This is a genomic window from Candidatus Accumulibacter similis, assembly GCA_013347225.1.
Lineage (GTDB): Bacteria > Pseudomonadota > Gammaproteobacteria > Burkholderiales > Rhodocyclaceae > Accumulibacter > Accumulibacter similis.
In genome coordinates this window covers 35,474-48,959 of record CP054595.1, presented here as the reverse complement: position 1 = coordinate 48,959, position 13,486 = coordinate 35,474, and the positions used below count along the sequence as shown (strand labels likewise).

At 64.8% G+C, this 13,486-nt stretch carries 13 protein-coding genes; 10 read left to right on the top strand and 3 right to left on the bottom strand.

Annotated elements, in window-relative coordinates:
• The first annotated feature begins 158 nt into the window (after window positions 1-158).
• The 10 genes from HT579_00225 (at window position 159) to HT579_00180 (ending at window position 10,394) form a co-directional block, all read left to right on the top strand.
• A complete protein-coding gene (locus HT579_00225; protein ID QKS27526.1) occupies window positions 159-2,369 on the top strand; it encodes a PAS domain-containing protein in 2,211 nt (736 codons plus the stop codon).
• Between the two features lie 15 nt (window positions 2,370-2,384).
• Window positions 2,385-3,050 carry a response regulator transcription factor gene (locus tag HT579_00220; protein QKS27525.1) on the top strand — a complete coding sequence of 222 codons (666 nt, stop codon included), beginning with the start codon at window positions 2,385-2,387 and terminating at the stop codon, window positions 3,048-3,050.
• A gap of 70 nt (window positions 3,051-3,120) precedes the next feature.
• Entirely contained in the window at window positions 3,121-3,531 is a 411-nt protein-coding gene (locus HT579_00215; GenBank protein ID QKS27524.1) for a response regulator, read from the top strand.
• A 231-nt stretch (window positions 3,532-3,762) separates the two neighbouring features.
• Complete coding sequence (locus HT579_00210) at window positions 3,763-4,992, top strand: anaerobic sulfatase maturase (GenBank protein QKS31411.1); 1,230 nt, start codon at window positions 3,763-3,765, stop codon at window positions 4,990-4,992.
• 219 nt (window positions 4,993-5,211) lie between these two features.
• Window positions 5,212-5,949 carry a neuromedin U gene (locus HT579_00205; GenBank protein ID QKS31410.1) on the top strand — a complete coding sequence of 246 codons (738 nt, stop codon included), beginning with the start codon at window positions 5,212-5,214 and terminating at the stop codon, window positions 5,947-5,949.
• A 54-nt stretch (window positions 5,950-6,003) separates the two neighbouring features.
• Window positions 6,004-6,774 (top strand): DUF2092 domain-containing protein, encoded by a 771-nt coding sequence (locus HT579_00200; GenBank protein ID QKS27523.1) that lies wholly within the window; start codon window positions 6,004-6,006, stop codon window positions 6,772-6,774.
• Between the two features lie 12 nt (window positions 6,775-6,786).
• Window positions 6,787-7,224, top strand: a complete 438-nt coding sequence (locus HT579_00195) for a hypothetical protein (GenBank protein QKS27522.1) — start codon at window positions 6,787-6,789, stop codon at window positions 7,222-7,224.
• A 169-nt stretch (window positions 7,225-7,393) separates the two neighbouring features.
• Complete coding sequence (locus HT579_00190) at window positions 7,394-9,076, top strand: arylsulfatase (GenBank protein QKS31409.1); 1,683 nt, start codon at window positions 7,394-7,396, stop codon at window positions 9,074-9,076.
• Window positions 9,077-9,174: 98 nt separating this feature from the next.
• Entirely contained in the window at window positions 9,175-10,173 is a 999-nt protein-coding gene (locus HT579_00185; GenBank protein ID QKS27521.1) for a haloacid dehalogenase-like hydrolase, read from the top strand.
• 17 nt (window positions 10,174-10,190) lie between these two features.
• On the top strand, window positions 10,191-10,394 hold the full coding sequence (locus HT579_00180) for a hypothetical protein (GenBank protein QKS27520.1): 204 nt from the start codon (window positions 10,191-10,193) through the stop codon (window positions 10,392-10,394).
• Window positions 10,395-10,771: 377 nt separating this feature from the next.
• Here HT579_00180 and HT579_00175 read toward each other — a convergent pair whose 3' ends face one another.
• Genes HT579_00175 through HT579_00165 form a run of 3 tightly spaced genes read right to left on the bottom strand, consistent with a single transcriptional unit; the run spans window position 10,772 to window position 13,372 of the window.
• The gene (locus tag HT579_00175) at window positions 10,772-11,518 is read right to left on the bottom strand and encodes an ATP-binding protein (GenBank protein ID QKS27519.1); all 747 of its coding nucleotides are present in this window, start codon (window positions 11,516-11,518) and stop codon (window positions 10,772-10,774) included.
• Entirely contained in the window at window positions 11,505-13,007 is a 1,503-nt protein-coding gene (locus HT579_00170; GenBank protein ID QKS27518.1) for an IS21 family transposase, read from the bottom strand. Before HT579_00170 ends, HT579_00175 begins: the two co-directional genes overlap by 14 nt.
• Window positions 13,004-13,372, bottom strand: a complete 369-nt coding sequence (locus HT579_00165) for a hypothetical protein (protein ID QKS27517.1) — start codon at window positions 13,370-13,372, stop codon at window positions 13,004-13,006. Before HT579_00165 ends, HT579_00170 begins: the two co-directional genes overlap by 4 nt.
• Window positions 13,373-13,486 lie beyond the last annotated feature (114 nt).

Sequence of the window (13,486 nt, the reverse complement as noted above, 5' to 3'; positions counted from 1 at the left end):
GTGGCTGCGGCTGCCAACCTGGAGACGTCACCCAGGTGCAGTTGAACGTGCCGCGCCAGGCAGGGATGGGTGCAGCGGCTGCATTCCGAACATGCGATCGTGCAATCGGGTGGCACGCATGCCGAGCGCGTGGGGCCGGCGCGAAGCTCGCATCCGCAATGCTGGCCGCGGTGATCGTGCTGGCTTGGGGGATGTCGGTGTCGGGGGCATACGCAGCGGCCCAGACATCCGAGGCGAAGGTGCTGATTGTCTACTCCCAGAATCGTCTGCTTCCGGGGAATATCGACTTCGACCGCGGATTCAACGAAGCATCCAAGGACGGGGTAACGCGAGATGTGCATTTCTTCGCCGAATTCCTCGACTCGCCCGAATCCGCCGGCGACGTGTTCGAAAGCAGGACCGCAGCCTATCTCAAAGAGAAGTACGCCGGGCGCCCCCCGCAGGTCATCGTCGGCGCCGGCGCCGGAGCGCTGGCTTTCCTGCTGCGCCGTCGCGCCGAGATGTTTCCGGGCGTCCCGATCGTTTACGGCGGCGTCGATCGACGGGTCCTGAAGACGCTCGCCCTCCCGGCCGACGTCATCGGCGTGCCGGTCGACTACGACATTCGGGGCACGATCGAACTCGCGCGGCGCCTGCAACCGGACGCGCGGCGCCTCGTCGTCGTCACGGGCGCCAGCAACTGGGACCACCAGCGCCAGATGGACATACGCGCTGACCTGGAGAATCTTCGTTCGGGCCTGCCGGTCGAGTATCTTGCGGGACTGCCCGGATCAGACCTCGGGGCACGCCTCGCGAAGCTGACGCGCGATACGATCGTCTTCACGCCAGGCTACTTCGCCGACGGCGCCGGACGCTCGGTGAACCCGCGCGATTCCGTGACGATGATGGCGGGCGCTTCGGGTGCCCCCCTGTACGTGCTCTATTCGAGCCAGATCGGCACGGGCGCCGTCGGAGGGCGCATGCCCGCGTTTAGCCAGATGGGAAGGGCTGCGCGGATCATCGTCGATGGCCTCCTGGAAGGCGCATCCGCATCGTCGATCGCCATACCCGCCGCGATTCCGAGTCAGGTGCAACTCGACTGGCGCCAGGTTCGCAAATGGAACATCGCCGCGGACCACATCCCACCCAGCGCGGTCATCCAGTTTCGCGAGCCGACGTTCTGGGAGGCCTATCACAAGCAGGCGATCATCGCCGCCGCGGTGATGTCTGCCCAGGCAGTATTGATCGGAGCGCTTCTCTTCGAGCGTAGGCGTCGCCGGAGCACGGCGGCGGCGCTTGTGGAAAGCGAAGAGCGCGTCCGCCTGGCGGCGGATGCAGCGCGGCTGACCACGTTCTCGTGGGATTTCGCCCGCGACAGAAGCGCGGCGAACGCCGGACTGCGCGAACGGGCGGACCCGCCACAGCGGACGGCGGAGAGCTTCGAACACATCCTGCAGACCGTGCATCCGGCCGATCGCGAGCGGCTCGGCCTGGCTGCCCACAGGGCCGCTGCAAATCACACGGAGCTCGACGTGGAGTTCCGAGCGCGTCAGCCTGACGGCGAGATCCGCTGGTACGCCGCGCGCGGGCAGCGTACGGCCACCGATTCCGATACGCTGACCGGGGTAAAGATGGACATCACCGCGCGCAAGACCGCCGAGTTGCAGGCAGAGGCGGACCGCGCGGCCCTGACACACCTGTCTCGCGTTGCGACGATGGGGCAGATGTCCGCGGCGATCGCCCACCAGCTCAACCAGCCGCTCGCTGCAATCCTGGGTAACGCCGAAACCGCGCGCAAGATGCTGGGCCGCAAGGACGCCTCGATCGAGGATCTGCGCGAAATCCTGGACGACATCGTCGCCGAGGACAATCGCGCGGCGGAGGTCATCCGGCGGCTCGGGGCGCTGTACAAGCGCGGCGAGATCGAGTTGTCGGAACTCGACCTCAACGATCTCGTGCGCGAGACCCTCAACCTGCTTCGCGCCGAGCTCACGATGCGCAAGGTCTCGCCCGTCCTGGAACTCGCGGCGTCCCTGCCGGCGGTTCGAGGCAGCCGCGTGCATCTGCAGCAGGTGCTGCTGAATCTCGTCCTGAATGCCACCGATGCGATGACCGCGGTCGATCCGGGCCGGCGGACGGTTGTCGTTCGCACGTCATCCGAAGCGGAGCACGCCCGCGTCTGCATCGTGGATCGCGGGACCGGCATCGCCGCCGGCGACCTGCCTCGCGTCTTCGATGCGTTCTGGACCACGAAGGCGAACGGGGTAGGCGTAGGGCTCGCCATCTGCAAGGCCATCATCAACTCGCATCGCGGAACGCTCGCCGCCGAGAACAACCCGGAAGGCGGTGCCGCATTCTGCTTCACGCTGCCGTTGGCCGGGTCGGCCTGATCGCGGGATACCGACATGCGCACCGTCTTTCTAGTCGACGACGATCCAGGCGTTCGAAGGTCACTGTCCCGGGTCCTGCGCGAGGAAGGCTTCGAGGTCCGAGGCTACGAATCGGCCGAGGCGTTTCTGGCACGACCGGACACGACGGCGCGCGGCTGTATCGTGCTGGACGTGACGATGCCGGGGTTGGACGGCCTGGCGCTGCAGCGCCGGCTGTCCGAGGAGGGGCAGCAGATGCCCATTGTCTTTCTGACCGGCTACGGCGACATTCCAACGTCGGTGCGCGCCATCAAGGCGGGGGCAGCGGACTTCCTGACCAAGCCCGTAGCGTCGGCGACGCTGGTTGCCGCCGTGCGCGCGGCGATCGAGCAGGACTCGGTGGCCCGCCAGACCGAGGACGAGGCCGCGGAGTTGGCGCAGCGATTCGGCTCGCTGACCGCGCGGGAACGCGAGGTGCTTTCGGCGCTCGTCGGCGGCAAGCTCAACAAGCAGATTGCCGCCGACCTGGGCGTGGTCGAGCAGACGGTCAAGTTTCATCGCGCGCGGATCATGGAGCGAATGGGTGCGCGCACCGTTGCCGAGCTGATGCACATGGTAGCAAAACTCGGCTCGACGAGGGCCGCGCAGCCGTCGGCGCCAGGACTTTCGCGCGGGACGGCTGCGACGCCCGGAAAGGAATAGAGTCACGGGTGGGGCGCACTTAACCAAAAGGTAGTGGCGGGCCGCGGTCCACGGCGTTAGCATCCCCGCAATGGGGAATGCCATGCCGCTGATCGCAGTCGTGGACGATGAGGTGTCCGTGCGCACGATGCTGCGGCGGGCGCTGCGCTTGGCCGGCTATGAGGTCGCAACGTTCGCGAGCGGCGAGGAGTTCCTAGACTCGCTGCCGAGCTGCTCGCCGGCCTGCGCAATTCTCGACATTCGCCTCCCGGGCCTGTCCGGCCTCGAGGTGGACGTGCGCATGCGCGCGCAGAACCTGCGGGTGCCGGTCGTGCTGATCACCGCCAGCGACGATCCCGCGCTCGACCGCGCGGCGCGGGCAGCCGGAGCGCTGTGCCTGTTGCGCAAGCCGTTCTCCACCGATGCACTGCTGGCGGCCGTGCATCGTGCCGTGGCCGATCCGGCGCGGGACCCGTCGGCGCACGGAGTACTCCCCAACTGAACCAAAGACTAGTTCCCGTAGCCTTCGCGCACGGGTAAAAACTGCTTTATCAACCGCCCGCTCAAGCTCTCTCTCGCGAACGAGGAAAGCCGAAATGACGCCGCTGCAGCAACTGCTGTTCGAGTCCCGCCGAACCGGGAGCGCATCGTGAATCGCGCGGACGGCGCGCCAGCCGACAAGTATCACGTCCCGCAGTGGCTGGGAAACAAGGCGACGCGACGTTTTCACGTCATGGCGAAGCCCGCGGGCTCGGCGTGCAATCTCGACTGCGCCTATTGCTTCTACCTCAGCAAGGAGAAGCTCGCTGGCGGCCCTGGCCCTGGGCACATGAGCGACCAGGTACTGGAAGCGTTTGTCAAGGACTACATCGAAAGCGTTACCGGCGAAGAGGTGGTGTTCTCGTGGCAGGGCGGCGAGCCCACGCTGCTCGGCATCCCCTTCTTCGAAAAGGCCGTTGCGCTGCAGCGCAAGTATGCGAAGCCGGGGCAGCGGATCGAGAACGACCTGCAGACCAATGGCACGCTGCTCGACGAGGACTGGGCGCGGTTCCTGAAGGCGAACCGTTTCCTGGTCGGCCTGTCGGTCGACGGCCCGCGCGAGTGGCACGACAAGTACCGGGTCAGCAAGCGCGGCGAGCCGACTTTCGACAAGGTCTATGCGGCCGGGCAGATGCTGCGCAGGTTCGGCGTTCCGTTCAACACGCTGACCTGCGTGCATCGCTACAACGCGTCGCGCCCGCTCGACGTCTACCGCTTCCTGCGGCGGGAGGTCGGTGCGACCTATCTCCAGTTCATCCCCATCGTCGAGCCGCAACAATTCGAGACCACGGCACCCGGCCACATCGAGACTTCGCGACTGCCACAAGTGGGAACGCCGCGGGCACGACCCGACCATCCCCTCTCGGTGGTCACGCCGTGGTCGGTGGACCCCGACGACTACGGCTACTTTCTGTGCAAGGTCTGGGACGAGTGGCTGCACCGCGACGTGGGCAAGGTGCTGGTCAACTTCTGCGAGACGCTGGTCGCGCAGCACCTGGGCCTGCCTTCACAGGTTTGCATCTATGCCGAGAATTGCGGCAAAGGGGTGGCGATCGAGCACGACGGCAGCGTCTACGCCTGCGACCACTACGTCTATCCGAAATTTCGCCTGGGCAACGTGCGGGAAAAATCGCTCGGCGATCTGGTGTTCGACCCGGTGCAGGTCCGATTCGCCTATGCCAAGTCCGAGAAGCTGCCGAAGCATTGCCGCAACTGTGCGTTCCTGCGCGACTGCTGGGGCGAATGCCCGAAGAACCGCATTGTGCTCACGCCGGACGGCGAGCCCGGGCTGAACTACCTGTGCCCGGGACTAAAGCGGTTTTTCGAGCACGCGGTGCCGACCGCCGAGCGCATGGCGAGGGACCTCAAGGCGGCGTCCCCGGCGGCGCAGCCGCGAATGCCGTCGATCTGGTTTCCAACGTAGTTGTTTGGCGGTTCCGAGAGTGCAAACGATAAAGGCATGAAGCAAGGCAACACGATAACCGCCGAACGATGGAACCGAGGCGGCTGTTCCGGGACGGGCGCGCCCCAGCCGTCGCCACGAACGCCGACAAGAGAAAATTTCATCCCTTGCATTCAGAGAACGCTGCAGACGTCCGCGGCCTTGGCGCTGTGTGTCGCTGCAACCGCCGCTCAAGCCGACATGAGCGCGGAGGAACTCGCCAAGCTCGCCCAGAATCCCGTCGGCAACGTCATCAGCGTGCCGTTCCAGAACAACACCAATCTGAATTTCGGCCCGGAGAAGGGCACCCAGAATATTCTGAACATTCAGCCGGTCATCCCGATCGAGATCGACAAGGACTGGAACATCATCACGCGTACGATCCTGCCGGTCGTCTGGAACCCGTCGCTTGGGCCGGGCGACAGCGCAACCAGCGGGATCGGCGATCTGCAGTTCACGGCCTTCCTGTCGCCGGCGAAGCCGGGGCACCTCATCTGGGGTGTGGGACCGATCCTGCAGGCAGCCACGAACAGCAATGCGGAGCTCGGCAACAAGAACTGGGGTCTCGGTCCCTCGGTCGTGGTACTGCATCTCGCCCAAGGGCAGCCATGGGTCTATGGCGTGCTCGTCAACAACCTGTGGTCGCTGACGAGCAGCAAGCAGGGGGGCTCGTACAGCAACGGGCTGATCCAGCCGTTCGTCAACTACAACTTCCCGGGCGGCGCATATCTCGTATCTGCGCCGATCCTCACGGTCAACTGGACGGCGGACAGCGGACAGCAGTGGACCGTGCCGCTGGGCGGCGGCGTCGGCAAGATCTTTCATTTCGGAAAGGTGCCGGTGAATACGCAGATTTCCGCCTACTACAACGTGGTCCGCCCCGACTTCGGGCCGAATTGGCAGGTTCGCGCGCAGATGCAATTCATGTTTCCGAAATGACGCAAGGCGCGCGGAAATGAGCGTTTGACCGCACTGACAAACCAGGAGGTGAACATGGTTCGGAACAAGCTGTTGCTCGGACTGCTCTCGGCGCTGCTCGCGGTGCCGGGCGCCTACGCGCAGACGATGCCCGCCGGCGCTGCCCAACAGGCAGCGAACGCGGTCGATCCCGCGTCCATTCAAGCCCTCAAGGACATGGGGGCGTACCTGCAGACGCTGAAGCGCCTTCGCGCGTCGGTCGATCTCACCGGGGAGCGCGTGCTCGCCGACGGGCAGAAGCTTCAGCACACCGCGACCGCGTCTCTGGACGTCCACCGGCCCAACCGAGTTCGCGCAGTGATGCACAGCGCGCGCTCCCATCGCGAACTGTTCTATGACGGCGCGACGGTCACGCTCTTCACGCCGGCGCAGAAGTACTACTCGACGGTCCCGTTCAGCGGCACGCTCGAGGAGTTGGCCAGCAAACTCGAAGAGAAGTACGGCGTGGAGATTCCGCTGTCGGATCTGTTTACGTGGGGCACGCCGGCGGCCCCGGTCGACACGATCGAGTCGGCGATGAATGCCGGCCAGGACTTCGTCGACGGGGATCTGTGCGACCACTTCGCGTTCCGCCAGCGCCGGATCGACTGGCAGGTCTGGATCGCCAGCGGGGGCAAACCGCTGCCGCGCAAGATCGTAGTCACCTATCGCGGCGACGACGCGCGCCCGCAATCGATTTCCCTCATCGACTGGAACCTGAAGCCGGCCTTCAAGGACTCCGAGTTCAAGTTCGTGCCGCCCAAGGGGGCGACGAAGATCGAAATCGTTCCGGTGAAGAGCAAGTAGAGGAGAGCCAACATGAAGAGTCCATTCGGCAGACTGTATCCGGCCGCGTTGGCCGCCCTCGTTCTGGCGAGCTTCGCCGTAGCGCCGATCGCCGAGGCTGCCCGTGGCGGTCGGGCTGGCGGTGAGAGAGCCGGCGGTGCCCGGCAGGTCAACAGCAGCAGGGCCGATGTGCGCACCAACAACGTCCGCAGCACCAGCGTGAATAACGTCAACGTGAACCGCAACGTCGATGGGAACGTAGATCGCCATGGCTGCTGCGGCTGGGACCACGACTATCACCCGGTGGCGACCGCAGCGGCGGTCGGGGCCACGGTCGCGGTGACCGCCGCGGTCGTCGGCTCGGTCGTGCGCACTGTGCCCGCGGGTTGCGTCCCGGTCAGCTACGGAGACTTGGTCTATCAGCAATGCGGCACGGTCTGGTACGCGCCACAAGGCTCGCAATACACATAGTCGTCAATCCCCCATAATGAGATACCACGGCGATAGCCACCGATGTCGGAAGCCCGAGCACGTCGGTCATCGCTGCAGCAGCCGCTCTATGGGTGACGGCAGCGGGGCATCGCGTTTTATTTTTTAACCACATCGAAAGGAGATGCACATGGAACTACGAAATGACGGAATGCGTCGCATATCCAAGAGGCTACGATCCGGCCTGCTCGCACTCGGAGCCGCCGTGTCCATGGCGTTCGGTGCGGCGCATGCGGCCGACAAGCCCAACATCCTGTTCATCGTCTCCGACGATACCGGTTACGGCGACCTCGGTCCCTATGGGGGCGGCGAAGGGCGTGGCATGCCGACACCGAACATCGACCGCATGGCCGCCGAAGGCATGACCTTCTTTTCCTTCTATGCCCAGCCGAGCTGCACGCCCGGTCGCGCGGCGATGCAGACCGGCCGAATCCCGAACCGCAGCGGCATGACCACCGTGGCCTTCCAGGGCCAGGGCGGCGGCCTGCCGGCGGCGGAATGGACGCTCGCCTCCGTGCTCAAGCAGGGCGGCTACAAGACCTATTTCACCGGCAAATGGCACCTGGGCGAGGCCGACTACGCGTTGCCGAACGCGCAGGGCTACGACGTCATGAAATACGCCGGCCTCTACCATCTGAACGCCTACACCTACGCCGACCCGACCTGGTTCCCCGATATGGATCCGGAGCTGCGGGCGATGTTCCAGAAGGTGACCGTCGGCTCGCTTTCCGGCAAGGCCGGCGAGAAGGCGAAAGAGGACTTCAAGATCAACGGCCAGTACGTCGACAAGCCCGGGCAGAACGTCACCATCGAAGGCGTCAACTACCCCAACGGCGTGGTCGGCATCCCGTTCTTCGACGGCTACGTCGAGAAGGCGGCGCTGGAGTTCCTCGATGATGCGGCCAAGGACAAGAGCAAGCCGTTTTTCATCAACGTGAACTTCATGAAGGTCCACCAGCCCAACCTGCCGGCACCGGAGTTCCAGCACAAGTCGCTGTCGAAGAGCAAGTACGCCGACTCGGTGGTCGAGCTCGACGCGCGCATCGGCCGCATCATGGACAAATTGCGCGCCCTGGGCCTCGACAAGAACACGCTGGTGTTCTACACGACCGACAACGGCGCCTGGCAGGACGTCTACCCGGACGCCGGCTACACGCCGTTCCGCGGCACCAAGGGCACCGTGCGCGAAGGCGGTAACCGTGTTCCCGCGATCGCGATCTGGCCCGGCAAGATCAAGCCGGATACGCGCAACCACGACATCGTCGGCGGTCTCGACCTGATGGCGACCTTCGCCAAGGTGGGCGGTGTGCCGCTGCCGAAGAACGACCGCGAGAACAAGCCGATCATCTTCGACAGCTACGACCTCACGCCGGTGCTCACCGGCACCGGCCCGAACCCGCGCAAGTCGTGGTTCTACTTCACCGAGAACGAGCTGACCCCGGGCGCGGCGCGCGTCGGCAACTACAAGGCGGTGTTCAACCTGCGCGGTGACAACGGCCAGCCGTCCGGCGGCCTCGCGGTGGACAGCAACCTCGGCTGGAAGGGTGCAGAGAAGTATGTCGCCACCGTGCCACAGGTCTTCGACCTGTGGCAGGACCCGCAGGAACGCTACGACATCTTCATGAACAACTACACCGAGCGCACCTGGACCATGGTGACCATCAGCAACGCCATCAAGGAATTGATGAAGACCTACGTGCAGTACCCGCCGCGAAAGCTGCAGAGCGAGAGCTATTCCGGCCCGGTCACGCTGTCGCAGTACCAGCGCTTCCAGTACGTGCGCGACATGCTGCAGAAGGACGGCATCAGTATCCCGCTGCCAACGGGCAACTGAAGGCACGATTCGACCGGGGGCACCCGGGGCAGGTAGTAACGCGCGGTCTTCTCCCGTCGGAGCGGACCGCGCTTCACTTCTGAAGATTGGAGACCAACATGAAATTGAAATCGATCGCCCGAGGTTCGTTCATCGCGCTCGCGACGTTGCTGTTCACGCTTGGCGTGACCGGCGCGCAGGCGGCAGACCCGCTGCCGTCCTGGAACGACGGAGCGGCCAAGAGCGCCATCGTCGAGTTTGTCACCAAGGTCACCACGGAAGGCACGCCCGAGTTCGTGCCGCCGGCCGAGCGCATCGCGGTTTTCGACAACGACGGCACGCTCTGGTCGGAGCAGCCGATGTACTTCCAGCTCTTCTTCGCGCTCGATCGGGTCAAGGCGCTCGCGCCCCAGCACCCGGAGTGGAAGTCGGCCCAGCCCTTCAAGGCGGCGCTGGAGGGCGACACGAAGACGCTGGCCGCCTCGGGCGAGAAAGGGCTGATCACGCTGGTCATGGCCACGCATGCCGGCATGACGCCCGAGGAGTTCCAGAAGACCGCGAAGGACTGGCTCGCCACGGCGAAGCATCCGACGTTCAAACGCCCTTACACCGAGCTTGTCTTCCAGCCGATGCTGGATCTGCTGGCCTACCTGCGGGCGAACGGCTTCAAGACCTTCATCGTCTCCGGCGGCGGCATCGAGTTCATGCGGCCGTGGGTGAACGAGGTCTACGGCGTTCCTCCCGAGCAGGTGGTCGGCAGCAGCATCAAGACCAGGTTCGAGCTGCGCGACGGCAAGCCCGTGCTGGTGCGGCTGCCCGAGATCAACTTCATCGACGACAAGGAGGGCAAGCCGGTGGGTATCAACCAGCACATCGGCCGTCGCCCGATCGCCGCCTTCGGCAACTCGGACGGCGATTTCCAGATGCTCGAGTGGGTCACGGCTGCAGAGGGTGTGCGGTTCGGCCTGCTCGTGCACCACGACGATGCCGAACGCGAGTACGCGTACGACCGCAATTCACCCTTCGGGCGGCTCGACCGCGGGCTCGACGAAGCCCCCAAGCGCGGGTGGACCGTGGTCAGCATGAAGAAGGACTGGAAGCAGATCTATCCCAAATAGGCCTGTTCACGAGGGGCGTGGTCAGGAAAACCGGGCTCGGCGACACCAACGCCATCGCCGCGTACCTCATCGACCCGGGCGATCGCGCGGTGAGCTTCGGGATCGGCCCGCAGTCGAGCGCACTGGCGGCAAGCGACGACCAGTTGGGCACTGAGAAATGGACTGCAGGTCTCGCCAACGTGTTGTTCGATGCCGGGTCGCACAAGTTCCAGTACGGCTAGCTGCTCACCTGGCAGGCGAGCTTTGCCCGTACCAGCGACCGTCCGCGCGTCGACCCCGGCGCGTTTCAGCCGCTGATCAACCCTTTTCCCATCACCCGATCGACGTCGTGCCCATCCGAATCGCCGATCAAGTCGGCAAGCTGCTGTAAATCTGGTGGCCAAGCAGCCACCGCTTCGGATCGGTGGGATGACGTTGTCAAAGCGTTGATCGACTGTCGGCGCCGGAGTCAAAGCGGCGTCCACAAGCCGACATAAATCTGGTGCGAGGGAGGCAGGAGCGGTCGTCTGGAACGTTGGTCAGAGCGCGCAAAGAGAGGGCTGCCCGGCCCGTGGGCAGAGGCGGTCGGTGCAGGGTTTGGGCGAGGACGGGTTCTGAGTCAGGCGTCGTGCTGCTCGCGCATCCGGTAGGACGTTCCTTCGATGACCAGTGTCTCGGCATGATGCAGCAGGCGGTCGAGCAAGGCGGCCGTGAGGGTGCTGTCGTTGTTGAAGATCTCCGGCCACTGTTTGTAGGCTTTATTCGACGTGATGATGGTCGAACCGCGCTCATAGCGCTGACTGATCACCTGGAAGAGGGCATCGGCGCCAAACTTGTCAATTGGCAGATAGCCCAATTCGTCGACGCAGAGGATGGCGGGTTTGAGCAGTCTGGCCATCTCGCGTTTGACCCCGCCGGTGGCCTGGGCGGCGGCCAGCGCATTGACAATGTCGACGGCGGTGGTGAACAGCGTCGTCAGGCCCTGCAGGCAGGCAGCATGCGCGAGAGCGATGGCCAGATGGGTCTTGCCGACGCCGACCGCGCCGAGGAGGATCACGTTGCCATGGGACGGCACGAAGTCGAGGCGGAACAGATGCTGGATTTGCGCCCGATTGATCTTCTTCGGCCATGACCAGTCGAAACCGTCGAGCGTCTTGATGCCGGGCAAGCGCGCGGCCTTGATGCGGCGGGCAATCAGTGCCTCGTCGCGGCGAGCGACCTCGCCGGCCACCAGGTCTTCGAGAAAGCGGCCATGAGACCACGACTCGCGAGCCGCCTGAGCCATCAAGTCCGGCGCGTGCTGAACGAAGTACGGCAACTGCAAACGACCCAGATGCTTCGCGAGAATGGCCTCAGTCATGGCCATGATGACCTCCTGCCTCGTCTTGCGGATCGCTTCCTGTGGGGATGTCTGGATAAGCCGACAAGTCTGCCGGTGGCAGTTCAAGCTCCAGGAGATCCTGCCGGCGGATGAGCAGCAGCGGGCTCGCTTCGGGCAATTGGCGACGACGTGCGTCAATCAGATGGGCGATGTATTCGCTGCTGAACGCCTCGAAGGCCAGGGCATCGGTCATCGCCCGCACGACCGCATCGTCGCCGTGGATCTCGGCCAGCGCCACGATCTTGCGCACATGCGCCAACGCATTCCCGCGGCGGTCGAGCAAGCCGGCGTGATACTTCCCGGCCAGTGGCGTCAGACCGAGAAAGCGCTTCAGTACCAGCGCATCGCGGGCATGACGACGTTGAGCGATCAAGGCCTTCGCATGATCGGGATCCTCGATGTCCTGATGGCGCTCGAACGAACGGCCATGGCGGGCGACCAGTTCGCCGTCGTGATAGACACAGACGCGATCCGGATAGACCTTCATCGTCACCGGTCGTCCCGCCAGGCGGGCGGGAACCGAATAGCGATTGCTCTCGAGCGTGACCCGGAACTGTCGGTTGGCACGAACGCTCAGGACGCGGCCGACATCGAAGAGCCGGGGATTGACCGGCTGCAGAAGAGCGCGTTCCTCGACCCAGAGGTCTTCCGGCCGGCGTTGCGTTTCGCGATGCTGGCGGACGTTGGCCACCGTCTCCAGCCACAGCCTGACGGCCGGATTGAGCACGCTGAAGTCGGGCAGTTCCAGGCCGGCCAGGAAATTGCTTTTGACATAGGCGACGCTCCTTTCCGCGCGTCCCTTCTCATTGCCTTTTCGGGGCGCACAGGCGACGATTTCGAAGCCGTAATGGCGGGCGAAGTCGAGATAGCGGGGATTGAACTGCACCGGCTCGCCACGCACATGGCGCAGAACCGCAGTGCGCAGATTATCGACCATGACCTTGCGCGGCACCCCCAGGGCAGCAAAGGCCTTGATGTGTGCCGCCAGAAAGTGTTCCATCGTTTGCGAGAGCGCAAACTCGACGTACATCTTCCGGCTCCAGGCCAGCACCATGACGAAGAAGGACAGGCGGCGGCGGGTGTTGCCGACGGCGATCGTGCCGTATTCTCCCCAGTCGACCTGGGCGGCTTCCCCAGGCGCGAAGGCCAGGGTCAGGAAGGCCTCGCGTCGGGGCGGGCGGATCTGGTGGACGTAGTCCTTGACGATGCTGATGCCGCCCTCGTAGCCCGCATCCCGCAGGCGTTGAAACACCTGCTGGGCGGTGAGCCGGTGCGCATCGAGCCAGCCGACGATGCGCCCCTTGTAGGGGTCGAGCTTGCTGGTCCGCGGGACGCGCGCCCGCGGAGCATACGGGCGGTCGATCCAGTGGCGGACGGTCTTGACGTCCAGGTTCAGGCTGGCGGCGAGCTGTGGGGCCGTCAGATGACTGGCCACCCCCTGGCGAATGGCACACCACGTGGCATAGTCGATCATGGCCGGCTCTCCAGAACAGCGCGCAGCCGCGCCAGACGCGTGCTGACCGGCACACACTCGGGCACGCTCAGGACTTGGTACAACGGTGCGTCGTAGGCGATCAGGTCGAGGGCGATCAAGTCCCGGCGAGCGCGGGCCAGCCGACCGGCATCGATCTGCAGCCGACGGCAGAGGCTGGCCTCGCTGTAGTAGGAAAGACCGCAGGCGTCGGCGACGGTGACGAGAAACAGGTACAGCGCCCAGGCGCAGACGTCAGCCTTCTCGATGTAGTGTTCCCGCACCAGCCGATGATCGAGCCAGCTGAAGTGCGCGGGCACCTGGCGCTGGCGTTGCGGATTCAATGGCCGCTTCGTCGGACTGTTCATGTGTGCCTCCTCGGATGTCCTGTCCCAGTTGTAGCAGCCGGGTCAGTGCCGAGGCGATGTCATCTTGTAACGTGCTCCCCCAGATATGAGAAATTAAGCCAATCAGAACAGCCG

Coding starts and splice junctions, on each gene's coding strand:
- HT579_00225 (QKS27526.1), top strand. CDS start 159: ATGCTGGCCGCGGTGATCGTGCTGGCTTGGGGGATGTCGGTGTCGGGG.
- HT579_00220 (QKS27525.1), top strand. CDS start 2,385: ATGCGCACCGTCTTTCTAGTCGACGACGATCCAGGCGTTCGAAGGTCA.
- HT579_00215 (QKS27524.1), top strand. CDS start 3,121: ATGGGGAATGCCATGCCGCTGATCGCAGTCGTGGACGATGAGGTGTCC.
- HT579_00210 (QKS31411.1), top strand. CDS start 3,763: ATGGCGAAGCCCGCGGGCTCGGCGTGCAATCTCGACTGCGCCTATTGC.
- HT579_00205 (QKS31410.1), top strand. CDS start 5,212: ATGAGCGCGGAGGAACTCGCCAAGCTCGCCCAGAATCCCGTCGGCAAC.
- HT579_00200 (QKS27523.1), top strand. CDS start 6,004: ATGGTTCGGAACAAGCTGTTGCTCGGACTGCTCTCGGCGCTGCTCGCG.
- HT579_00195 (QKS27522.1), top strand. CDS start 6,787: ATGAAGAGTCCATTCGGCAGACTGTATCCGGCCGCGTTGGCCGCCCTC.
- HT579_00190 (QKS31409.1), top strand. CDS start 7,394: ATGCGTCGCATATCCAAGAGGCTACGATCCGGCCTGCTCGCACTCGGA.
- HT579_00185 (QKS27521.1), top strand. CDS start 9,175: ATGAAATTGAAATCGATCGCCCGAGGTTCGTTCATCGCGCTCGCGACG.
- HT579_00175 (QKS27519.1), bottom strand. CDS start 11,518: ATGGCCATGACTGAGGCCATTCTCGCGAAGCATCTGGGTCGTTTGCAG.
- HT579_00170 (QKS27518.1), bottom strand. CDS start 13,007: ATGATCGACTATGCCACGTGGTGTGCCATTCGCCAGGGGGTGGCCAGT.
- HT579_00165 (QKS27517.1), bottom strand. CDS start 13,372: ATGAACAGTCCGACGAAGCGGCCATTGAATCCGCAACGCCAGCGCCAG.